21 protein-coding genes, 1 tRNA gene and 1 pseudogene are annotated in these 19,713 nt (G+C 72.9%); 14 read left to right on the top strand and 9 right to left on the bottom strand.

Annotated elements, in window-relative coordinates; all coding sequences use genetic code 11:
• The first annotated feature begins 35 nt into the window (after positions 1–35).
• The 4 genes from proB (at position 36) to PINTE_RS13705 (ending at position 3,654) form a co-directional block, all read left to right on the top strand.
• Positions 36–1,124: a glutamate 5-kinase gene (proB, locus tag PINTE_RS13720; RefSeq protein WP_084343597.1), complete on the top strand. Its 1,089-nt coding sequence runs from the start codon at positions 36–38 to the stop codon at positions 1,122–1,124.
• A gap of 85 nt (positions 1,125–1,209) precedes the next feature.
• A complete protein-coding gene (locus PINTE_RS13715) occupies positions 1,210–1,710 on the top strand; it encodes a GNAT family N-acetyltransferase (RefSeq protein WP_068431689.1) in 501 nt (166 codons plus the stop codon).
• Between the two features lie 62 nt (positions 1,711–1,772).
• Positions 1,773–3,050, top strand: coding sequence for a glutamate-5-semialdehyde dehydrogenase (locus PINTE_RS13710; RefSeq protein WP_068431686.1), 1,278 nt, complete (start codon positions 1,773–1,775; stop codon positions 3,048–3,050).
• Between the two features lie 91 nt (positions 3,051–3,141).
• Positions 3,142–3,654, top strand: a complete 513-nt coding sequence (locus PINTE_RS13705; protein ID WP_084343596.1) for a cyclodeaminase/cyclohydrolase family protein — start codon at positions 3,142–3,144, stop codon at positions 3,652–3,654.
• Positions 3,655–3,945: 291 nt separating this feature from the next.
• Here the strand turns inward: PINTE_RS13705 and arfB are convergent, their stop codons facing one another.
• Positions 3,946–4,377 carry an alternative ribosome rescue aminoacyl-tRNA hydrolase ArfB gene (arfB, locus tag PINTE_RS13700; protein WP_068431681.1) on the bottom strand — a complete coding sequence of 144 codons (432 nt, stop codon included), beginning with the start codon at positions 4,375–4,377 and terminating at the stop codon, positions 3,946–3,948.
• Between the two features lie 397 nt (positions 4,378–4,774).
• Between arfB and PINTE_RS13695 the strand changes: the two genes are divergently transcribed.
• Positions 4,775–5,128 carry a DNA polymerase ligase N-terminal domain-containing protein gene (locus PINTE_RS13695; RefSeq protein WP_068431678.1) on the top strand — a complete coding sequence of 118 codons (354 nt, stop codon included), beginning with the start codon at positions 4,775–4,777 and terminating at the stop codon, positions 5,126–5,128.
• A 3-nt stretch (positions 5,129–5,131) separates the two neighbouring features.
• Here PINTE_RS13695 and PINTE_RS24410 read toward each other — a convergent pair whose 3' ends face one another.
• Together PINTE_RS24410 and PINTE_RS13690 are read right to left on the bottom strand one after the other, a co-directional pair.
• Complete coding sequence (locus PINTE_RS24410) at positions 5,132–5,629, bottom strand: thiamine pyrophosphate-dependent enzyme (protein ID WP_245642948.1); 498 nt, start codon at positions 5,627–5,629, stop codon at positions 5,132–5,134.
• Positions 5,626–6,822 carry a thiamine pyrophosphate-binding protein gene (locus PINTE_RS13690; RefSeq protein ID WP_245642947.1) on the bottom strand — a complete coding sequence of 399 codons (1,197 nt, stop codon included), beginning with the start codon at positions 6,820–6,822 and terminating at the stop codon, positions 5,626–5,628. The genes PINTE_RS24410 and PINTE_RS13690 overlap by 4 nt, the downstream gene beginning before the upstream one ends.
• A 171-nt stretch (positions 6,823–6,993) precedes the next feature.
• Between PINTE_RS13690 and PINTE_RS13685 the strand changes: the two genes are divergently transcribed.
• The gene (locus PINTE_RS13685) at positions 6,994–7,689 is read left to right on the top strand and encodes a class I SAM-dependent methyltransferase (RefSeq protein ID WP_068431675.1); all 696 of its coding nucleotides are present in this window, start codon (positions 6,994–6,996) and stop codon (positions 7,687–7,689) included.
• Between the two features lie 80 nt (positions 7,690–7,769).
• Here the strand turns inward: PINTE_RS13685 and PINTE_RS13680 are convergent, their stop codons facing one another.
• A complete protein-coding gene (locus PINTE_RS13680) occupies positions 7,770–9,080 on the bottom strand; it encodes a glycosyltransferase family 2 protein (protein WP_306304859.1) in 1,311 nt (436 codons plus the stop codon).
• Positions 9,081–9,173: 93 nt separating this feature from the next.
• Between PINTE_RS13680 and PINTE_RS13675 the strand changes: the two genes are divergently transcribed.
• From PINTE_RS13675 to PINTE_RS21990, 6 genes are all read left to right on the top strand, one after another.
• Positions 9,174–9,434 (top strand): hypothetical protein, encoded by a 261-nt coding sequence (locus PINTE_RS13675; protein WP_157087251.1) that lies wholly within the window; start codon positions 9,174–9,176, stop codon positions 9,432–9,434.
• Entirely contained in the window at positions 9,431–10,063 is a 633-nt protein-coding gene (gene nadD / locus PINTE_RS13670) for a nicotinate-nucleotide adenylyltransferase (RefSeq protein ID WP_373280163.1), read from the top strand. Before PINTE_RS13675 ends, nadD begins: the two co-directional genes overlap by 4 nt.
• Positions 9,952–10,545, top strand: coding sequence for a ribosome silencing factor (rsfS, locus tag PINTE_RS13665; RefSeq protein WP_444543860.1), 594 nt, complete (start codon positions 9,952–9,954; stop codon positions 10,543–10,545). Before nadD ends, rsfS begins: the two co-directional genes overlap by 112 nt.
• Positions 10,542–11,225, top strand: coding sequence for a histidine phosphatase family protein (locus PINTE_RS13660; protein WP_068431667.1), 684 nt, complete (start codon positions 10,542–10,544; stop codon positions 11,223–11,225). Before rsfS ends, PINTE_RS13660 begins: the two co-directional genes overlap by 4 nt.
• A gap of 210 nt (positions 11,226–11,435) precedes the next feature.
• Positions 11,436–11,508, top strand: a tRNA-Ala gene (locus PINTE_RS13655).
• A 241-nt stretch (positions 11,509–11,749) separates the two neighbouring features.
• A complete protein-coding gene (locus tag PINTE_RS21990) occupies positions 11,750–12,133 on the top strand; it encodes an FAD-dependent monooxygenase (protein WP_306304860.1) in 384 nt (127 codons plus the stop codon).
• A 266-nt stretch (positions 12,134–12,399) separates the two neighbouring features.
• Here PINTE_RS21990 and PINTE_RS21985 read toward each other — a convergent pair.
• Positions 12,400–12,690, bottom strand: a pseudogene (locus PINTE_RS21985) (type II toxin-antitoxin system PemK/MazF family toxin); the annotation flags it as partial.
• A complete protein-coding gene (locus PINTE_RS13645; protein ID WP_068431661.1) occupies positions 12,687–12,884 on the bottom strand; it encodes a hypothetical protein in 198 nt (65 codons plus the stop codon). The pseudogene PINTE_RS21985 and the gene PINTE_RS13645, both read right to left, overlap by 4 nt.
• A 147-nt stretch (positions 12,885–13,031) precedes the next feature.
• On the opposite strand from PINTE_RS13645, the gene PINTE_RS13640 reads away from it, so the two are divergent.
• Together PINTE_RS13640 and PINTE_RS13635 are read left to right on the top strand one after the other, a co-directional pair.
• The gene (locus PINTE_RS13640; RefSeq protein ID WP_068431658.1) at positions 13,032–14,234 is read left to right on the top strand and encodes an amino acid aminotransferase; all 1,203 of its coding nucleotides are present in this window, start codon (positions 13,032–13,034) and stop codon (positions 14,232–14,234) included.
• Positions 14,235–14,367: 133 nt separating this feature from the next.
• Complete coding sequence (locus PINTE_RS13635) at positions 14,368–14,781, top strand: thioesterase family protein (RefSeq protein WP_068431655.1); 414 nt, start codon at positions 14,368–14,370, stop codon at positions 14,779–14,781.
• A gap of 49 nt (positions 14,782–14,830) precedes the next feature.
• Here PINTE_RS13635 and PINTE_RS13630 read toward each other — a convergent pair whose 3' ends face one another.
• The 3 genes from PINTE_RS13630 to PINTE_RS13620 are packed head-to-tail and all read right to left on the bottom strand — an operon-like array spanning position 14,831 to position 19,361.
• Positions 14,831–16,783 (bottom strand): heavy metal translocating P-type ATPase, encoded by a 1,953-nt coding sequence (locus tag PINTE_RS13630; RefSeq protein ID WP_068431652.1) that lies wholly within the window; start codon positions 16,781–16,783, stop codon positions 14,831–14,833.
• The gene (cmtR, locus tag PINTE_RS13625; RefSeq protein WP_068431649.1) at positions 16,780–17,193 is read right to left on the bottom strand and encodes a Cd(II)/Pb(II)-sensing metalloregulatory transcriptional regulator CmtR; all 414 of its coding nucleotides are present in this window, start codon (positions 17,191–17,193) and stop codon (positions 16,780–16,782) included. Before cmtR ends, PINTE_RS13630 begins: the two co-directional genes overlap by 4 nt.
• A 38-nt stretch (positions 17,194–17,231) precedes the next feature.
• On the bottom strand, positions 17,232–19,361 hold the full coding sequence (locus PINTE_RS13620) for a heavy metal translocating P-type ATPase (protein WP_068431646.1): 2,130 nt from the start codon (positions 19,359–19,361) through the stop codon (positions 17,232–17,234).
• Positions 19,362–19,713: the final 352 nt, after the last annotated feature.

Below are 19,713 nucleotides of genomic sequence, written 5' to 3'. Positions count from 1 at the left end.
GCGCGCCGGAGACCGCGGGCCGCGAGGGCGTCCGCCTGGCGCGCCGCCTCGTCGTCAAGGTCGGGTCGAGTTCGCTGACCGACGCCCACGGGCTCCTCGACCGCGACCGCCTCCGGCGGATCAGCGACGCCCTGGCGCAACGCCGCCGCGGGGGCACCGACGTCGTGCTCGTCTCCTCGGGTGCCATCGCGGCGGGCCTGGGACCACTCGGCCTCCCCGGACGCCCGCGCGACCTCGCCGCGCAACAGGCGGCCGCGAGCGTCGGCCAGGGCGCGCTCGTCGCCGCGTACACCGACGCGTTCGGGCGGCACGGCCTGCACGTCGGCCAGGTGCTGCTGACCGTCGACGACCTCATCCGCCAGCAGGGCTACGTCAACGCGCGGCGCGCGGTGACGCGGCTGTTGCGCCAGGGCGTCGTGCCGGTCATCAACGAGAACGACGCGGTGGCCACCGACGAGATCCGGTTCGGTGACAACGACCGGCTCGCCGCGCTCGTCGCGCACCTCGTGCGCGCCGACGCGCTCGTGCTGTTCACCGACGTCGACGCCCTCTACGACGGACCTCCGTCGGAGCCCGGCTCCCGCCCCATCGACACCGTGCGCTCGCGGCGCGACCTCGACTCCGTGCGCCTCGGCGGCGTCGGCTCGCGCATCGGCACCGGCGGCATGGTCACCAAGGTGGAGGCGGCCCGGATCGCCACGGGTGCCGGCATCACCACCCTGCTCGCCTCGAGCAACGCCATCGAGTCGGCCCTGGCCGGGGCCCCCGGCGGCACCGCCTTCCTGCCGACGTCGCCGCGACCCGCCTCCCGGATGCTGTGGCTCGCGCACGCCAGCGACCCGGTCGGCGGACTCGTCATCGACGACGGCGCGGTGCGGGCGCTCGTCGAGAAGGGCGCCTCGCTGCTGCCCGCGGGCGTGGTCGAGGTGACCGGCAGTTTCGAGCAGGGCGCGCCGGTCGAGATCACCGACCGCCGCGGCCGGCCCGTCGCCCGCGGACTCGTCACGTACGGCAGCGACGAGCTGCCGCGGTTGCTCGGGCGCAGCACCCGCTGGCTCGGCGACGTCTTCGGCAGCTACTACGCCCGGGAGGTCGTGCACCGCGACCGCATGGCGCTGCTGTGAGCGGCTCGCCGACCGGCTCCGCCCGTTCGTCCTCGACTGTGCCGGTGGTTCGCCCGCGCGCGGCCCGGCCCGCTACCGTCGAGTCATGACTTTCCGCATCGAGCGGGCGCATGCGCGCGATCTCACCAAGGTCAAGCACCTGTGGAAGGTGATGATCGCCGACTACGAGCGGCTTTCGGACGGGGTCTGGGAGGTCCGCGAGCCGGGTGAGGCCTGGGCCCGGCGTCACCAGCAGTACCTGGAGTGGATCAACGACGCCGGCGGCATCGTCTTCCTCGCCTTCGACCCGGACACCGACGAGGTCGTCGGCTACGCCGCGCTGCACCTGGTGACCTCCGGCGCGGCGTTCGACCTGGGCGAGAGCTACGGCGACGTCGAGACGCTCGCGGTGCTGCCCGAGCGGCGCGGCCAGGGCATCGGCCTCGCCCTGCTCAACGCCTGCCAGAAGGAACTGGACCGGCGTGAGATCGAGTACCTCTCGCTGGAGACCCTCGCCTCGAACACCGGGGCCCTACGGCTGTACGAGCGCGCCGGCTTCCAGCCGTTCATGGTGCGGATGGTGCGCCGCGTCGACTTCGACGAGTAGACCCGCGTTTCGCGAACCGGACCGGCCGTGGAATCGCGCGCCGCTGGCCGTACCCTTCGGTCATGTCCACGCTCATCGATGACGCCGTGACCACTCACGTGGAGGAGCTGGCCCGTTGCGCGCGGGAGGCCTCCCGCGCGTTGGCGCTGCTGTCTCGGGCCGACAAGGACGCCGCGTTGCTCGCGATGGCCGACGCCGTGGAGGCGGGCGCGCAGCGGGTCGTCGAGGCCAACGAGCGCGACCTGGCCCGCGTCCGCGAGCGGGGGTTGCCGGCCGGGCTCATCGACCGGCTCCGGCTCGACGAGGCTCGGCTGGCCGGGATCGCCGACGCGCTGCGGCAGGTCGCCACGCTGCCCGACCCGGTGGGGGAGGTCGTGCGCGGCTCGACGCTGCCGAACGGACTGCAGATCCGGCAGGTGGGGGTGCCGCTCGGCGTCGTCGGCATCATCTACGAGGCGCGCCCGAACGTCACCGTCGATGCGGCCGGGCTCGCGCTCAAGAGCGGCAATGCCGTGATCCTGCGCGGAGGTTCGGCGGCCGAGCACGGCAACGAGGCGCTCGTGGAGTTGCTGCGCGAGTGCCTGGAGGCGCGCGGCCTGCCCGCCGACGCCGTCTGCCTGCTCACCGGAGACCGTGATGCCGCGCGCGCCCTCATGCGCGCCCACGGTCTCGTCGACGTCATCATTCCCCGCGGCGGCGCCGACCTTATCGCCACCGTCGTGCGCGAGTCGATCGTGCCCGTCATCGAGACCGGCTCCGGCAACGTGCACGTGTACGTGCACTCCGCGGCCGACCTCGACAAGGCGCGCGCGATCGTCATGAACTCCAAGACCCAGCGGCCCAGCGTGTGCAACGCGGCCGAGACGCTGCTCGTCGACGCCGCGGTCGCCGACCTCTTCCTGCCCGGCATGCTCGCCGACCTCGCCGGAGCCGGTGTCGTGCTGCACGGCGACGCGGCCACGCGCGCCGCGGCGCCCGAGGGGGTGGCCGTCGACGAGGCGACCGAGGAGCACTTCGACACCGAATTCCACGCGCTGGAGATGTCGGTGGCGGTCGTCGGCGACATCGACGCGGCGCTCGCGCATGTGCGCCGGTACTCGACCGGCCACACCGAGGCGATCGTCACCGAGAGCCGCGGCGCCGCCCGGCGCTGGACCGCCGAGATCGACGCCGCCGCCGTCATGGTCAACGCCTCGACGCGGTTCACCGACGGCGGCGAGTTCGGTTTCGGCGCGGAGATCGGCATCTCCACCCAGAAGCTGCACGCCCGCGGCCCGATGGCCCTGCCGGAGCTGACCACGACCAAGTGGATCGTCGAGGGAGACGGTCAGACTCGCTGAGCGACGGCGGTCTTCACGTGGCGACCCGTGGCGTGCGTTCTCGAGTGGGGGACACCGCGCGTTCTCGGCGGAGGCGTGACAGGGTCGCGGCATGGACAGCACAGATGTGATCTTCGAGTGCTCTGTCGACGAGTTGCTCGCCCGCACCGCGGCGCACACCGCCGAGTTCGGAGCCGGGCCGCACGCCGCGTTGGCGGCCGCCTCCGCGGCGGCGCTCCTGGCGATGGCCGCGCGCTTCGCCGACTGGGACGATGTTCGCGTCGGTGAGGTGACGGCGGCGGGCCGGCGCCTGCGCGAGTTGGCCGACGCGGACGGGCCGGCGTTCGAGCCGTTGCTCGAGGCGTGGCAACTGCCGGCGGACGCCCCGGATCGCGAGGAGCGGATCGTGCGGGCCGCGCGCAGCGCGTGCGCGGTGCCCGTCGAGGTGTGCCGCATCGGCAGCCGCCTGGCGCAGGTCGCCCAGGAGCTGTTCGAGGGCGGCAAACCGGATCTCGCCGGTGATGCGGCGACCGCGCTCTACCTCGCCGACGCCGCCGTGGCGTCGGGGGCGCACACCGTGCGGCTCAACGCGGGCCGGCCGACGACCCGAAGGCCCCTGAGTTGATCGAGGAGACAAGGGAACTCGCCGCGCGGACCGGTGCCTTGGCGGCGGCCGTCCGCGCCGCGGACTGACGCCCCTCGTCGGCTCGGTCGCCACGTCTGGCCGGGGTGTCGGGTGGGTGTCGGGTGGGGCTCCGGCTGACGTATCGCCATATCGACGATCCCGATGCGATGGGTCGGGGCGTCGGTGCTGGTCAGGGGCTCGGCGATGGTCAGGGAGCTGATCGGGATCGTCGATATGGCGATTTCCGCGCTGAGCCCGGGGCTGCCGGTCGCCGTTAAACCGTGAAACCCGTCAGTCGTCGGGGTCGCGGCGGCCGCGTCCCCGCTTGAGCTGCGCGCGGTGCCGCTTGCCGGCGAGCCGTCGTTCGACCGATCCGCGGGTGGGCTTCGTGGGCCGCCGGGCGCGGGCCGGTGGGGCGGCCGCCTCGCGCAGCAGCTGCGCCAGTCGCTGCCGGGCCAGCCGGCGGTTCGCCAGCTGCCGCCGCTCGTCGCTGACGGCGACGGTGAGTCGCCCGTCGACCAGGCGACCCGCCAGCCGGGACAGCAGCCGATCGCGCAAATCCTCGGGTACGCACGGTGATCCGGCGACGTCGAAGGTCAACTCCACCCGCGAGTCGGCCGTGTTGACGCCCTGACCGCCCGGGCCGGACGAGCGCGAGAACCGCTCGGCCAGCTCCGCCTCCGGGATCGCGAAGCGCCGCGTGACGATCAGCGGTTCGGACATGAGGCCATCGTCTCAGCCCCGCCACCCCTCGCGGACGCCCGAGCCCGCGGCTCGGCCCTGCCGGCGCCTGACTGGTCTCGGCCGGCCCGTCCCGCTCACGCTCGGCTCGCCCCTGCCCGTCCCAGACCCGACCGACCCCGTCCGTCAAGACTGCGTGTCGTGGTGAGGACTGCGGCACGGACCGCAGTTCCGAGCACGACACGCAGTTCTCAGCGAAGTGGGGGCCGGGCCTCGGGGAAGTGGGGTGAGGGCGGTCGGAAAGTCGGCCGGGGGGTCGGGAAGCGGGCGCGGGGCGGTCGGAGAAGTCGGGCAGGCGGAAGCGTGGGGCGGGCGGTCGGGCACTCGGGCGCGGGCTCGCGGGGTGCGGGAAGTAGGCCCGGCGTGCTCGAATGGGCGGGTGACGTCTCGGCCGGTGTTCGTGGTGCACGACCACCGCGTGCCGCGGCCGCACGTCGATCTGCGGCTTGAGGAGGGCGGGGTACTGCGGTCGTGGGCGGTGCCCAAGGGCCTGCCGACGAGCCCGCGGCGCGACCGGCTGGCGGTGCCGGTGCCCGATCACGATCTCGACCACGCGACGTACACCGACTCCGAGAAGTCCATCGCCGACACCGGCTGGTGGGAGCTGGAGGACCGCGACGAGCGCCGGTTCGTCTTCGTGCTGCACGGCCGCGACGGCGCGCGGCGCTACGCCCTCATCGACACCGGCGACAACGCGCTGCTGCACCTGACCAAGGATCAGCGGACGCCCTGAGGCTCAGGGCACGTTGACCGGCGGCACCATCGGCTCCGGCCGCGGCAGCAGCGACGCGACGTCGATCTCGATGATCGTCGGGGAGCGCCGCTGCACCGCCGCCGCGAGGGCGCGGTCGAAACCGCCTGTCTCGGTGACGAGTTCGTGGTCGAGCCCCAGCGAGCGCGCGAGCAGCGCGTGGTCGGGGGTGGCCAGGTCGACGGCGCGGCGCGGGGAGTCCTTGGCGTCCTGCAGGTTGCGCAGCACGCCGTAGCCGCCGTCGTTGAACAACGCGACGATGACGTGCGGCCGCTCGTCCGCGAGCGTGCACAACTCGCCGAGGTGCACCTGCAGGCCGCCGTCTCCGATGATGGCCAGCGTCGGGGTGTCGGGTTTGGCGATGCCGGTGCCGATCGCCATGCCCAGCCCCTGGCCGATGCCACCACCGGCGGCGAACACGTTGGTCGTCGGGTCGTACACCTGCAGGAGACGGTTGCCCCACGAGCTGCCGGGGATCGTCACGTCGCGCACGATCGGCGCGTCGCGCGGGAGCGCATCGAGTCGCAGATCTGCGCGTACGCCCCGATCTCCTCGCGGTGCCCGGCCCGGGCGGCGTCGGCGGCCGAGCGAATCCGGCCGGCCCAGTCGTCCTCGGTCTCGACCTCACCCAACTCCGAGAGCAGCGCGGGCACGACCGCGGTGGCGTCGGCGTGCAGGCCCACGGTCACCTCGTAGTTGCGGCCGAGGGCGTCGGCGTCGACGTCGATCTGCACGTGCGTCGTCGGCAGCGGCAGCTCGAAGTTGTCGGTCTCGTGGCCGCGCAGGTGGCTGCCGACGGTCAGGAGGCAGTCCGCGTCGGTGACGAGCTGCGCGAGCGCCTCGTCGGCGGCGAAGTTGCCGAGGTACAGCGGGTGGTCCTCGGCGACGGCGCCGCGGCCGTTCGCGCCGCACAGCACCCCGGCTCCCCATGCCTGCGCGAGTTCGGCCAGGGCCGGGCCGACCCGCCGGGAGCCGCCGCCGGCCCAGATCAGCGGCCGGCGGGCCTGCCGCAGCACCCGGGCGGCCCGCTCGATGTCGCGCTTCACCCCGGTGCGCACGGCCGGGTCGGTGCCGCCGACCTTGTTCTGCGCGGTCGGGTCGGCGGTGTATTGGAGGTCGATGGGCCAGTCCACGCTGACCGGCCCGTACGGGGGCGCGGCGAGCAGCCGGACGGCCCGCGTCAGGGCGTCGCGCGAGCCCCGGGCGGTCTCGATGCGGATCGCGTGCGCCGAGACCGCCTCGAGCATGTCGAGCTGGCGCGGGACCTCGTGATACACGCCGCGCTCCTCGCCGAGCACCGACGACTCGACGTTGCCGGTGACGTGCAGCACCCGGCTCTGCGCGGTGAGCGCCTCGAGCATGGCCCCGGCGGCGTTGCCGGCTCCGGTGCCGGTGGAGGTGATCGCGACCCCGATGCGGCCCGTCGCCCGCGCGTAGCCGTCGGCGGCGTTGATCGCCGACGCCTCGTGCCGCACCGGCACGAACCGCAGGTCGCGGTCGACCGCCTCCACGAGCGGCAGGTTGTGGATGCTGATGACCCCGAAGGCGACGTCGACGCCCTGCTCGCGCATGAGCTCGACGAGGATGTCGCCGCCGGTGCCGGCGTCGGTGGCCAGGTCGGCGTAGGGGATCGGCGTGCTCTCCGTCGAGGTGTGCGTCGAACTCTGCTCGGTCATCGGACCCTCCTGCGAACGGTCGGGCGCGTGGGTCGCGGCATGGGCCCGACCGTACTGCGCGGCGGCTCGAACGGCGCGTCGGAACCGCCCGGAGCCCGCGTCCGCGCGGCGGCGGCGACGCGCGGGGGAGGAATCCTCGTGCACACGTGTGACGTGGCAGGATCGGACCTCATGGAAGGAACCGAAGTCCGTAAGCTCGCCGCCCTGGAAGACAAGCACTGGTGGTACGCCGAGCGTCGTCATCTGCTGCGTCAGATGCTCAAGGGACGTACTCCGGGGAAGGCGCTGGACATCGGAGCCGCCGGCGGCGGCAACACCCGCGTGCTGCGCGATCTGGGCTGGCAGGCCAGCCCCCTCGAATACGGTCCCGAGGGCGCCGAGGTGTGCCGCGACCGTGGCCTGCCGGTGATGCGCGCCGACGCCACGCTGCTGCCGCTGGCCGACGCCAGCCTCGACCTCGTCTCCGCCTTCGACGTGCTCGAGCACCTCGAGGACGACGACGCCTGCGTGCGCGAGGTGCGCCGCGTGCTCAAGCCCGGTGGCACGTTTCTCGTCGCGGTGCCGGCCGACCCGAAGCTGTGGTCGGCCCACGACGACGCCGTCGACCACGTGCGCCGCTACACCCGCCGCACGCTGACCGACGTGCTCGAGCGCGAGGGCATGCACCTGGTGTCGATGACGAGCTGGAACGTGCTGCTGCGCCCCGTCGTCATGGTGCGCCGCAAGAAGAGCACCGGCTCCGACCTCGAAGACATGCACCCGGTCGTCAACGCCGGCCTCAAGGCCATCGTCACCGCCGAGCGCTTCCTGCCGGTCAAGAAGCTGCCCGGCGTCAGCCTGTTCGCCGAGGTCCGCCGCACGGTCTGACCCCCCCCGCACGCCCGCGAAACCAACGGCGCCCCACCCGGTCTCGGGTGGGGCGCCGACTGTCGTCCGATCGGGCGGGCTCAGCGGTGCTGGCTCCAGCCGGAGCCGTTCGCACCTGCCCCGGAGACCGAGGTGTCGAGGCCGTCGGCGGCGTGCGAGCCGTTGGGCCCGGCTCCGTTGGCGCCGTTGCTCGACCCGGGCTCGCGCTGCGGCTCGGCCAGCTCGGCGGAGTCCGAGACCACCTCCGCGGCGCCGGTCGACACGCTCGCGGCGGTCACGACGGGCTGCGGTCCGGAGGCGACTGGCTGGGCGCCCGAGGCGACCGGCTGGCCGCCCGAGACGACGGGCTGGGCGCCGGAGACGACCGGCTGCGAACCGGAGGCGGTGTGCTCCTCGTCGTAGTGCTCGGACCCGAGCCCGGGGAGCTCCTCGCCCGCCTCCGTGGCGTATTCGTGCTCGCGGGGGTCGTCGCTGTCGTGGGCGACGAAGTACGTGGGCCGGCCCTGCATCATCGTGTACATCCGGCCGACGTACTCGCCGAGCAACCCCAGACAGATGAGCTGCACGGCGCCGACCGAGGAGACGGCGGCCACCGTCGAGGTCCAGCCGGCGACCGCGCGGCCGGAGAACGAGGAGAACAGCGCGTACACGAAGATGAGGATCGCGAACAGCCCGCCGATGAGCCCGAACCACGTGGCGAGCCGCAAGGGCGCCATCGTGTGCGAGGTCAGCGAGTCGAGCGAGAGCTTGATCATCTTCGACAACGGGTACTTGCTGTTGCCGGCGGCGCGCTCCTCGCGGCGGTAGGTGACCTGCGCGGAGGGGAATCCGAGCGCCGGCACGACGAGCCGCAGCACGCGGTGGTGCTCGGGCAGGGCGTTGACGGCGTCGACGGTGGCGCGCGACATGAGCCGGAAGTCGCCCGCGTCCATGGGCGCCTCGGTCTTGGCGATGCGGCGCATCGTCGCGTAGAAGGCGCGGGCGGTGCCGCGCTTGAACGCGGTGTCGGTGCTGCGGTCGCTGCGCACGCCGTAGACGACGTCGACGCGCTCGCTGCGGGCCAGGTGCAGCATCTGCTCGATGACCTCGGGCGGGTCCTGCAGGTCGGCGTCGATCGTCACCATGTAGTCGCCGCGCGCGCGGGCCAGGCCGGCGGAGATCGCCGCCTGGTGACCGGCGTTGGCGCGCAGGCGGATCACGCGGAACTGCGGCCAGTCGTGGCGGATGCGCTGCATCATGACCGCGGAGGCGTCGGTGCTGCCGTCGTCGACGGCGACGACCTCGTACGTGGCGTTCACCCCGTCGAGCACCGGTCGCAGCCTCTCCACGAGGAGCGGTAGCACGTCCTCCTCGTTGTAGACGGGCACGACGACGGAAAGCTCCACAGGCATAGGTACCAGCGTAGGTGGCATAGGTGTGTGATCGCTCCACGCCCCCTGGACGTCGCGGGCGTGTCCGGCCCGCCGGTGCCCTACGCTGACCCCATGGCCACGCTCTCCCAGTTCGCCCTCTTGGTCACCGAGGACGCCGGTGGACACGGATTCACCCGTCCGCTGCCGATGCCGCCCGAGGCGTTCGGCCTCATCGCGCTCGCGCTCGGTCTGCTGCTGCTGCTGTTCCTGTGGTTCTTCCGGCGCACGGTGCCGCTGGAGCCCGAAAGCCACCCGCACACCGAGCACGACGTGGTCGATGGCGCGCAGCGTCGTGAGGTCACCTCCGACCAGGGCTGCGGGGGCCACCACTGACCCACCGACTGGGGGTCATGGGCGGAACCTTCGACCCCATCCATCACGGGCACCTCGTCGCGGCCAGCGAGGTCGGCGCGATGTTGGGACTCGACGAGGTCGTCTTCGTCCCCACCGGCCAGCCCTGGCAGAAGAGCGCGGAGGCGGTCTCCCCGGCGGAGCACCGCTACCTCATGACGGTCATCGCGACCGCTTCCAACCCCTCGTTCACCGTGAGCCGGGTCGACATCGACCGCGGCGGCGCGACGTATACGATCGACACGCTGCGGGACCTCAAGGAGCAGTGGCCCGCCTCCGAGTTGTACTTCATCACCGGCGCCGACGCGCTCGCGCACATCCTGTCGTGGAAGGACGTCGACGAGTTGTGGGATCTGGCCCACTTCGTCGGGGTCACCCGCCCCGGGCACACCCTCACCGACGCCGGGCTGCCGGCGGGGGAGGTGACGCTCGCGGAGGTGCCCGCGATGGCGATCAGCTCCACCGACTGCCGCGCCCGCGTCGCCCGCGGCGAGCCCGTCTGGTACCTGGTGCCCGACGGGGTCGTGCAGTACATCGGCAAGTACCGTCTCTACCGCCACGAAGACACCCCGCCCGCGTTGCACCCCGCGCTGCGCATGCCTCTCGTCTGAGGGCGCGGCCGAAGGAGGAGATCGTCGTTACCGCAAGCCAGACCGCCAAGGACCTCGCCCAGATCGCCGCGTCGGCCGCCGAGGACAAACTCGCGACCGACATCGTCGCCCTCGACGTCTCCGGGCAGTTTCCGCTTTCGGACGTCTTCGTCATCGCCTCCGTCGCCAACGAACGCCAGGTGCCTTCGGTCGTCGACAGCGTCGAGGAGAAGCTGCGGGAGGCGGGCGTCAAGCCGCTGCGCCGCGAGGGCGAGCGCGAAGGCCGCTGGGTGCTGCTCGATTTCGGCGACATCATCGTGCACCTGCAGCACGAGGAGGAGCGCGGCTTCTACCAGCTGGAGCGGCTGTGGAAGGACTGCCCCGTGATCCCGCTGCGACTGGGGCCGCCCGACGACGCCGGTGATTCGGCCGGGGATTCGGCCGGCGATGCTGCTGGAGCCGGCGAAGCGGTCGCGCGGACCGCATCCCGCGACCGGCCGTGAGCCTGTCGAGCCGCACGACGGTCGACGACGGGGCGGTGCCCGAGCCCCCGCGGCGGCTGGCGATCGTGCGCCACGGCGTCACCGACCACAACCAGAGCGCGATCTGGCAGGGCCAGCTCGACATCGACCTCAACGCGACGGGCCTGGCGCAGGCGCACGCGGCGGCCGCGACGCTGGCGGGTCTTGCGCCGCAGCTCGTCGTCGCCAGCGACCTGAGCCGGGCCCGACACACCGCGGTGACGATCGCCGACGCCTGCGGCCTGCCCCTGGAGACCGATGCGCGGCTGCGCGAGATCGACGTCGGCGCCTGGCAGGGGCTCAGCCACGCGCAGGTCGTCGAGGGCTACCCGCAGCTGTGGCGCGCGATCGCGACCGGGGAGGACCTGGCGCGCGGGGAGAGCGGCGAGACCGTCTCCGATGTCGTGGCGCGGGCGCGGCCGGCGATCGACGACATCGTGGCGCGCCTGGCGCCGGGGGGCCTGGGGCTCGTCGTCACCCACGGCGTCACCGCCCGCTCGCTGACCGCCGACCTCGCCGGCATCGACCAGCGCACCGCGTGGACGTCGTTCCAGGGCCTGCGCAACTGCCACTGGGCCCTGCTGGAACAAAAGCCCGCCGGCGCCGGAACCGTCGACACCGGCTCCGCCTGGCGCCTGGCCGCCTGGAACGTCGGCCCCTGAGCCCCCACCCCCCGAGCCCCCCACTTCGCTGAGAACTGCGTGTCACGGTCGGGACTGCAGTCCGTGCCGCAGTCTTCACCACGACACGCAGTTTTCGTGGTCGTCGGCCGGGCTGCGCGGTCGCCGGCGAGATCGGGCGAGGGTGATTTGGTCTCGGGGAGGCGGGGTGGCTAAACTCGGGCGAGTGCTCACGCGGGAACGCGTGACCACGGGGCTGTAGCGCAGCTGGTAGCGCACCTCCATGGCATGGAGGGGGTCAGGGGTTCGAGTCCCCTCAGCTCCACTTAGCGTGAGAATCCGAAACCTGCCCCGCCTGATGGCGGGGCAGGTTCGTTTCCGCGCCACGCGGGCCGCGCAGGCCAGAACTGACTTGCACGAGGACGCTGGTGGCGAGTCGAGTGGAACCAGCCGCGCCGTGCTGAACGGGACGTTTCGATAGCTCGCTCGGTCAATCCTCGGGCATGGAATCGAAGATCGGGTCGTAAAGGCGGCAATCAGGTCATGAAAGCGTCTCCAAGGCTCGCATGATCGGGGTCTTGACTTCCAGTGCGACCCGGCAAAACTCGGCCACCTGGAGCGACGAGGCGATCTGGCAGGTCTTCCGCGAGCGCCTCAACGACGATCACTTCACCGTCAACGAGGGGCCGATCACCGAGAAGGTCGTGTTGCCGTTTCGCAGCTTCATCTCCGAGCCGATGCGGTGGGGGAGCCTGTTCCTCGCCGGCGACGCCGCCCACACCGTGCCGCCGACGGGCGCGAAGGGCCTCAACCTCGCGCTCCAAGACGTCCGCATCTCGCCGAGGTGCTCGCGGACTGGAACTCCAGCGGCGACGACGCCGTGCTCGACACCTACAGCGACCGCTGCCTCGACCGCGTCTGGAAGGCCCAGCACTTCTCCTACTGGATGACGTCGATGCTGCACACCAACCCCGAGGCGTCCGACTTCGACCGCCGGCGCACCCTCGGCGAGCTGCGCATGCTCGTCGAGTCCGACCACGGCCGCTCGTGGCTCGCCGAGGCGTACACGGCTGGCCGCACGGGCGGCAGAACCGGTGACGGAGTCCAGATCTGGCACGCCAACGCCTCGGGCCGCGGCGATCGAGCGCCGGTTACGTCGTCCCAGCCGGGGAGCGCCCGGTCCGGGAACGGCGGCGATGCCGAGGTAGTGCGCCAGGGCGAGTTCAACCTGGGCCAGCTGATCACGGGAGAGGAAGTCCACCGGGTCGCCGACCAGGTAGTCGGTGTCGATCGAGCGGATCTGGTCGATGAGCATCCGCGTCGGCCGCCCGGCGATCTCCAGCTCGGGCCGGTGGATCGCCGGCTGGGCCGACGTCGAGGTGGGGATCACGGTGACGACGGACAGCGGCGACTGCGACGGTGAGACCACCAGGCCGAGGCGGCGGCCCCGCTGCTCGTGGCCGCGCGCGCCGCCCAGGTCGATGCGGTAGACCGCGCCGCGGATCACCAGGCTTCCGGTTCGGCGTTGACGTCCTCGTCGTGCAGCCGCTCGGCGTCGGCGTGGAACTGCTCGAGCCAGCGTTCGTGATCCAGCAGGCGCAGCGCCCGGCGCAGCGTGTCGGACGTGCTCTCTCCCGGGCGGGCGGCCTCCCGCAAAATGCGCGCGTCTTCGGCCGTGGGGCGAAAACCGATCGACGACATGGCATCCAGCGTAGCGGCTGTTCGACAACTGTTGAACACATGGGCTTCCCGGCGGCTGCGGAGCGCCAGTGGAACAAGCGCTGGAGTGCGAAGCCGCCGTCGCGGGGCGGGCCGATAGGGTGAGGCGCGTCGAAAGGTGACTCGATCATGACGCTCTTCAGCGATGTCCAGCAGGCCCCGCCGGACGCCATCCTCGGCCTGACCGAGCAGTTCAAGGCCGACGCCAACCCCAAGAAGGTCAACCTCGGCGTCGGCGTGTACCAGAACGAGCACGGCGTGCTGCCGCTGCTGCGCTGCGTCGAGGAGGCCGAACGCCGCCTCGCGGCGAACCCCAAGGCCAAGGGGTACCTGTCGATCGACGGACTGCCCACCTACGACACCGACGTGCGCGAGCTCGTCTTCGGCGCCGGCTCCCCGCTGCTGGAGGAGGGCCGGGTCGTCACCGTGCAGGCCCTCGGCGGCACCGGCGCGCTGAAGCTCGGCGCCGACTTTCTGCGCCAGGTCAGCCCGGACGCAAAGGTGCTCATCTCCACCCCGAGCTGGGAGAACCACCAGGCGCTGTTCACCCGCGCCGGGTTCACCGTCGAGAAGTACCGCTACTACGACGCGGCCGCCAAGGGCGTCGACGTCGAGGGCATGCTCGCCGACCTGCGCGCCGCGGAGCCGGGCACGATCGTCGTGCTGCACGCGTGCTGCCACAACCCGACCGGCTACGACCTGAGCGCCGACCAGTGGCAGCAGGTCATCGACACCGTGCTCGAGGCCCGGCTCACCCCGTTCCTCGACATGGCCTACCAGGGCTTCAGTGAGGGCATCGACGAAGACGGCGCCGTCGTGCGGGCGTTCGCGCAGCGGGTGCCGAACTTCTTCGTCTCCACCTCGTTCTCCAAGAGCTTCTCGCTCTACGGCGAGCGGGTCGGCGGCCTGTCGATCGTGTGCTCCGACTCCGACGAGGCCGCCCGGGTGCTCTCGCAGGTCAAGATCGTCATCCGCACCAACTACTCCAACCCGCCCACCCACGGCGCGGCCCTCGTGGAGACGGTGCTCGCCGACCCGCAGCTGCGCGAGCAGTGGGTCGAGGAGCTGGGTCAGATGCGTGATCGCATCAAGTCGATGCGCTCGGCGCTCGTCGAGGGCCTGCAGCGCGCCGGCGTCGAGGCCGACATGAGCTACATCACCGACCAGGTCGGCATGTTCAGCTTCTCCGGCCTCAACCGCGACCAGATGGTGCGCCTGCGCAACGAGTTCGGCGTCTACGGCACCGACACCGGGCGCATCTGCGTCGCCGCGCTCAACCCCGACAACGTCGACTACGTCAGCGAGTCGATCGCCGCGGTGCTCAAGGGCTGAGCGGGCTTCCGCGGGGGTTTCGGCGCTCTGCCGAACGGGCGCTATATCGCCCGATCGGCAGAGCGAACCCTCGGCGACCGTCTGTGAACGTCGACCCGTTGGGCATTCTCGACGAGGCCGAGAAGGAGCACCCATGAAAGACAGCCTGCGACCGGGGATCACCCACACGCTCGAGTACGTCGTGCCGGTCGAACGCACGGTGCCGTACCTGCTGCCGGAGTCGCCCGGATTCACCGTGATGCCGCAGGTGCTCGCGACCGGGTACATGGTCGGGCTCATCGAGTGGGCGTGCATCGAGGCGCTCGCCGGGCACCTCGACGAGGGTGAGATGACGCTCGGCACCCACGTCGACCTCTCTCACGACGCCCCGACCGTGCCCGGCTCGACGGTGCGCATCGAGGCCACCCTCGTCGCCGTCGACGGGCGCGCGCTGGAGTTCGACGTCGTCGCCGCCGACGAGCACGCGACGATCAGCACCGGGCGCCACCGGCGTGGGGTCGTGCGCACCGAGCGGTTCGTCGCCCGCCTGCCGCGGCCCGGCTCCTGAGCCGGGAGCCCGAGGCTGGGGCTCGAGGCGAGGGCCGGAGGCGCCCGGGCTACCGGCTGGGCTCGGGCACGCGCGCGGAGCCGGGCGAGGCCGGTGCCGGCAGCGGCGACCGGCGGGCGCGGGCGGCGCGCAGGCCGTTGAGGATGATGACCACCTCGGCGGCCTCGTGGACGAACACGACGGCCGCCAGCCCGAGCACGCCCGCGATCGCCAGCGGCGGCAGGATCGCGATGAGCAGGATCGACAGCGCCACGTTCTGGTCGATGATCCGCCGGCCGCGGCGGGCGTGGTCGAGGGCCTGCGGGATGAGCCGCAGGTCGTGGCCGGTGAACGCGATGTCGGCCGACTCGATCGCGGCGTCCGAGCCGGTCGCGCCCATCGCGATGCCGACGTCGGCGGCCCCCAGCGCCGGGGCGTCGTTGATGCCGTCGCCGATCATCGCCGTGGGGCGCTCGCGGCCCAGGAGGGTGACCGCCTCCGCCTTGTCCTGCGGGCGCAGCTGCGCGCGCACGTCGTCGATGCCCGCCGCGGCCGCCAGGGCCCGCGCGGTGCGGGTGTTGTCGCCGGTCAGCATCGTCACGCCGAGGCCGCGCTCGGTCAGCGCGGCGACCGCCTCCGCGGCCTCGGGGCGCAGCTCGTCGCGCACCCCGATCGCCCCGACCGGCGCGCCGTCGCGGTGCACGACGACCACCGTCATGCCCTCGGCCTCCAGCTCGTCGACCTGCGGCGACAACTCCCCGGGGGCGAGGCGGCGCGGGCTGCCGACGGCGATCGCCGCGCCGTCGAGCTCGCCGGTGATGCCCTCGCCCGCGGTCTCGCAGACCGAGTGCGCCGCGGGTCCCTGCGGCGCCGCGGCCGTGATGGCCGCGGCCAGCGGGTGGGTGCTGTGCCGCTCCAGGCTCGCCGCCCACGAGATCACCGAGTGCGGGGAGGCCGAGGGGCCGCTGACGACCCGGGCCACCGTCGGTTCGTTGCGGGTCAGCGTGCCGGTCTTGTCGAGCGCGACGTGCCGGATGCCGCCGAACCGCTCGAACGCCGCCCCCGAGGTGATGACCACCCCGAACCGGCTCGCCGCGCCGACCGCGGAGACGACCGTCACCGGCACCGCGATCGCCAGTGCGCACGGCGAGGCCGCGACGAGCACGACGAGCGCCCGGGTGATCCACAGCTGCGGGTCGCCGAACAGCGAGCCGATGATCGCGACGGCCAGCGCGAGCACGAGCACGCCCGGCACCAGCGGGCGGGCGATCCGGTCCGCCAGCCGAGCCCGCGCGCCCTTGCGGGCCTGCGCCTGCTGCACGAGCTGCACGATCGTCGTCAGCGAGTTGTCGGTGCCCGCGGCGGTGGCCTCGACGCGCAGGGAGCCCGAGCCGTTGATCGCGCCCGCCGGCACAGGCTCGCCGGCGGCGACCTCGACGGGGATCGACTCGCCGGTGATCGCCGAGGCGTCCAGGGCGCTGCGGCCCTCCCGCACGACGCCGTCCGTGGCGACGCGCTCGCCGGGGCGCACGAGGAGCAGGTCGCCGACGCGCAGGTCGGCCGCCGGGATCTGCGCGGTCGCGCCATCGCGGACGACCGTCGCCGTCTCCGGCACGAGGTCGAGCAGCGCCCGCAGCCCGGCGCGGGCGCGGTCCATCGCCTTCTCCTCGAGGGCCTCGGCGATCGAGTAGAGGAAGGCCAGCGCCGCCGCCTCCCCGACGTGGCCGAGGAGCACCGCGCCGGTCGCGCTGATCGTCATGAGCAGGCCGATGCCCAGGCGGCGCTCGCGCATGAGCCGGCGCAGCGCCCCGGGCACGAACGTCGACCCGCCGAGCAGGAGGCCGACCCAGAAGAACCCGAGCGCCACGAGGCCCGCGCCGGTCCACTCGGCGAGCAGACCGGCTCCGAGGGCGATGCCGGAGGCGGCCGGCACCAGCACCTCCCGGTCCCGCCACCAGGGCAGGTCCTCCGGCTCGTCGATGTCCGGGCGCTCGCCGGCGCAGCAGCCGCAGGCGTCGCTCATGCCCGAACCACCTGGGCCACCTGGGCCACCTGGGCCGCCGGGGCCGCCGGGGCCGGCGCGCCCGGCGGGGCCTCGCAGCCGGCGAGGTCGCAGCGCGGGTCGAGGCAGGGGGCGCTCTCGTCGACCGTGAGCGTCACCTCCAGGAGCGCGTTCAGCGCCCGGGTCAGGTGCGGGTCGGCGATCTCGTAACGGGTCTGGCGGCCCTGCGGGTGGCCGCGCACGATCCCGCAGTCCCGTAGGCACGCCAAGTGATTCGACACGTTCGAGCGGGTCAGGCCCAGGTCGCGGGCCAGGTCGGCCGGGTAGGCCGGGGTGTCGAGCAGGGTGAGCAGGATCCGTGACCGGGTGTGGTCGGCCATCGCTCGACCGAGCCGGTTCATCACGTCGAGCCGCGAGGTCATGGTCAGCACAGGCTGAACTGTACAGCCTGCGCTGACCATTGGTGGAGTCAGGGGCGGGGCGCCATCGCCCGCACGCTCGCGTCCGGGCTAAGGTCGAGGCGGCGCAGCAGCTGGGCGTTGAGGGCGACGACGACCGTGGAGGCCGACATGAGGATCGCGCCCACACTCATCGGCAGCACGAACCCGATCGGCGCGAGCACGCCCGCGGCCAACGGCACCGCGGCGAGGTTGTAGCCCGCGGCCCACCACAGGTTCTCGCGCATCTTGCGGTAGGTGGCCCGCGACAGCTCGATGACCGAGAGCACCGATTGGGGGTCGGAGGAGGCGAGGATCACCCCGGCCGAGCCGATCGCCACGTCGGTGCCGGCGCCGATCGCGATGCCGACGTCGGCCTGGGCCAGCGCCGGGGCGTCGTTGACACCGTCTCCGACCATGGCGACCTGGTGGCCTTCGGCCTGCAGTCGCTGCACCGTGGCGGCCTTGTCGGCCGGGCGCACGCCCGCGAAGACGCGATCGATGCCGAGCTGCCCGGCCACGGTGTCGGCGACGGCCTGCGCGTCTCCGGTGATCATGACGACCTGCACCCCGTTGGCGTGCAGCGCGTCGACGGTCTCGCGCGACTCCGGGCGGATCTCGTCGGCCAGCCGCAGCGCACCGGCCGGCTCGCCGTCGACGAGCACGTGCAGGATGATGGCGCCCTCGTCGCGCCACCGCGCCGCGACCGGCAGCTCCGCGCGCTCGTGCTGTGCGAGCAGATTCGGTCCGCCGACCTCGACGACGCGGCCCTCGACGCGCGCGCGGACCCCGACGGCGGGCGAGGAGGTGAAGTCGACCGCCTCCGGCACGTCGAGCCCGCGGTCACCGGCCGCGGCCACGATCGCGCGGGCCAGCGGGTGCTCGCTGCCGGACTCGGCGGCCGCCGCCAGCGCGAGCACCTGGTCGGCGTCGCGACCCTGAGCCGGTTCGACGCCGGTGACCGTGGGCTCGCCCTTGGTCAGGGTGCCGGTCTTGTCGAAGAGCACCGCGTCGACGGTGCGCATCGACTCCAGCGCGAGCCGGTCTTTGACGAGCACCCCGCCGCGGGCCGCCCGCTCGGTCGCGATCGAGACGACGAGCGGGATCGCCAGTCCGAGGGCGTGCGGGCAGGCGATGACGAGCACGGTGATCGTGCGTACCACCGCGGAGTCGGGCAGGCCCAGCGCGCTCCAGACCACCGCCGTGACGATCGCGGCGCCGAGCGCGAACCAGAACAGCCAGGCCGCGGCGGTGTCGGCGATGCGCTGGGCTCGCGAGGAGGAGGCCTGCGCGTCGGCGACGAGCGCGCGGATTCCGGCGAGCGCGGTGTCGTCGCCGGTCGCGGTGACCCGCACCCGTAGTCCGGAGTCGGTGGCGATCGTGCCGGCCACGACCTGCTCCCCGACGCCGCGGCGCACGGTGCGCGACTCGCCGGTGATCATCGACTCGTCCAGGCTCGCCGAGCCGTCGACGATCTCGCCGTCGGCCGGCACCGACGCACCCGGTCGCACGACGACGACATCCCCGACCGCCAGGTCGGCGGGGGAGACCGTGACGATGTCGTCGCCGTCGACCCTCTCGGCCTCGTCGGGCAGCAGGGCGGCGAGGGAGTCGAGCGCCGACGTCGTCTGCGCCAGCGAGCGCATCTCGATCCAGTGGCCGAGCAGCATGATGACGACGAGCAGCGCCAGCTCCCACCAGAAGTCGAGGCCGCCGTCGAGCAGGCCCAGGCTCGCGCCCCACGAGGCGACGAACGCGACGGTGAGCGCCAGCGCGATGAGCAGCATCATTCCCGGGCGGCGGGCGCGGATCTCGTCGGCGGCGCCGGTGAGGAACGGGCGGCCGCCCCAGGCGTACATGACCGTGCCGAGCACGGGGGAGACCCAGGGGATCCACCCGGTGTCCGGCAGGTGGTAGCCGACGAGGTGGGCGAACATCGTGCTCAGCCCCACCACCGGCACGGCCAGCGCCAGCATGATCCAGAACAGCCGGCGGAATTGGGCGACATGGTCTCCGTGCCCGGCGTGGCCGGGTTGGTCGGCGCGCCCGGCGTGGCCGGCGTGGTCGCCGTGATTCTCGTGGGCCCGGTGGCTGGTGTGGTGGTCGTGAGCCTCGGGGTCGACGTGCGTGTCTCCGTGGTGCGGGTGCCTGTCGAACGTCATCGTGGTCCCTTCGATATACCCTGGGGGGGTATATCAGCTATACCCAGCGACGGTGTCCGAATGCAAGTCGAGCCCACTCGGCGGTCGGTGCGGTCGGTGCGGTCGGTGCGGCCGGTGCGGCCGGTGCGGCCGACGGTGCGGCTGTGGGTTCGGCGCCGAGCGCGACGCTGGGCTGCGAGCGCAACGGTGAGGCGACCGGAGGCGGTCCGTCACCTGCCGGGGTCGTCTCCGTCGGAGCGATCCGGGCCGGGGCGCCGCCGAGGCCGGGCCGACCGGGCCGACTGGTCCGACTGGTCCGAGCGGGCCGAACGGGCCGAGCGGGCCGACCGGCCGGAGCGGGGAGCCCGGCTCG

This window comes from Piscicoccus intestinalis NBRC 104926 (assembly GCF_001515525.1).
Taxonomy (GTDB): domain Bacteria; phylum Actinomycetota; class Actinomycetes; order Actinomycetales; family Dermatophilaceae; genus Kineosphaera; species Kineosphaera intestinalis.
The sequence above is the reverse complement of the archived record's forward strand: the minus strand, read 5'-3'. Positions and strand labels throughout refer to the sequence as shown.

Excerpts from the sequence above, each read along its gene's own strand:
- PINTE_RS21990 (WP_306304860.1), top strand. The coding sequence starts at position 11,750 with ATGATCGGGGTCTTGACTTCCAGTGCGACCCGGCAAAACTCGGCCACC.
- PINTE_RS13685 (WP_068431675.1), top strand. The coding sequence starts at position 6,994 with ATGGAAGGAACCGAAGTCCGTAAGCTCGCCGCCCTGGAAGACAAGCAC.
- PINTE_RS13630 (WP_068431652.1), bottom strand. The coding sequence starts at position 16,783 with ATGAGCGACGCCTGCGGCTGCTGCGCCGGCGAGCGCCCGGACATCGAC.
- PINTE_RS13710 (WP_068431686.1), top strand. The coding sequence starts at position 1,773 with ATGTCCACGCTCATCGATGACGCCGTGACCACTCACGTGGAGGAGCTG.
- PINTE_RS13680 (WP_306304859.1), bottom strand. The coding sequence starts at position 9,080 with ATGCCTGTGGAGCTTTCCGTCGTCGTGCCCGTCTACAACGAGGAGGAC.
- PINTE_RS13645 (WP_068431661.1), bottom strand. The coding sequence starts at position 12,884 with ATGTCGTCGATCGGTTTTCGCCCCACGGCCGAAGACGCGCGCATTTTG.
- PINTE_RS13715 (WP_068431689.1), top strand. The coding sequence starts at position 1,210 with ATGACTTTCCGCATCGAGCGGGCGCATGCGCGCGATCTCACCAAGGTC.
- PINTE_RS13690 (WP_245642947.1), bottom strand. The coding sequence starts at position 6,822 with ATGACCGAGCAGAGTTCGACGCACACCTCGACGGAGAGCACGCCGATC.
- PINTE_RS13640 (WP_068431658.1), top strand. The coding sequence starts at position 13,032 with ATGACGCTCTTCAGCGATGTCCAGCAGGCCCCGCCGGACGCCATCCTC.
- PINTE_RS13635 (WP_068431655.1), top strand. The coding sequence starts at position 14,368 with ATGAAAGACAGCCTGCGACCGGGGATCACCCACACGCTCGAGTACGTC.
- PINTE_RS13705 (WP_084343596.1), top strand. The coding sequence starts at position 3,142 with ATGGACAGCACAGATGTGATCTTCGAGTGCTCTGTCGACGAGTTGCTC.
- arfB (WP_068431681.1), bottom strand. The coding sequence starts at position 4,377 with ATGTCCGAACCGCTGATCGTCACGCGGCGCTTCGCGATCCCGGAGGCG.
- PINTE_RS13620 (WP_068431646.1), bottom strand. The coding sequence starts at position 19,361 with ATGACGTTCGACAGGCACCCGCACCACGGAGACACGCACGTCGACCCC.
- PINTE_RS13675 (WP_157087251.1), top strand. The coding sequence starts at position 9,174 with ATGGCCACGCTCTCCCAGTTCGCCCTCTTGGTCACCGAGGACGCCGGT.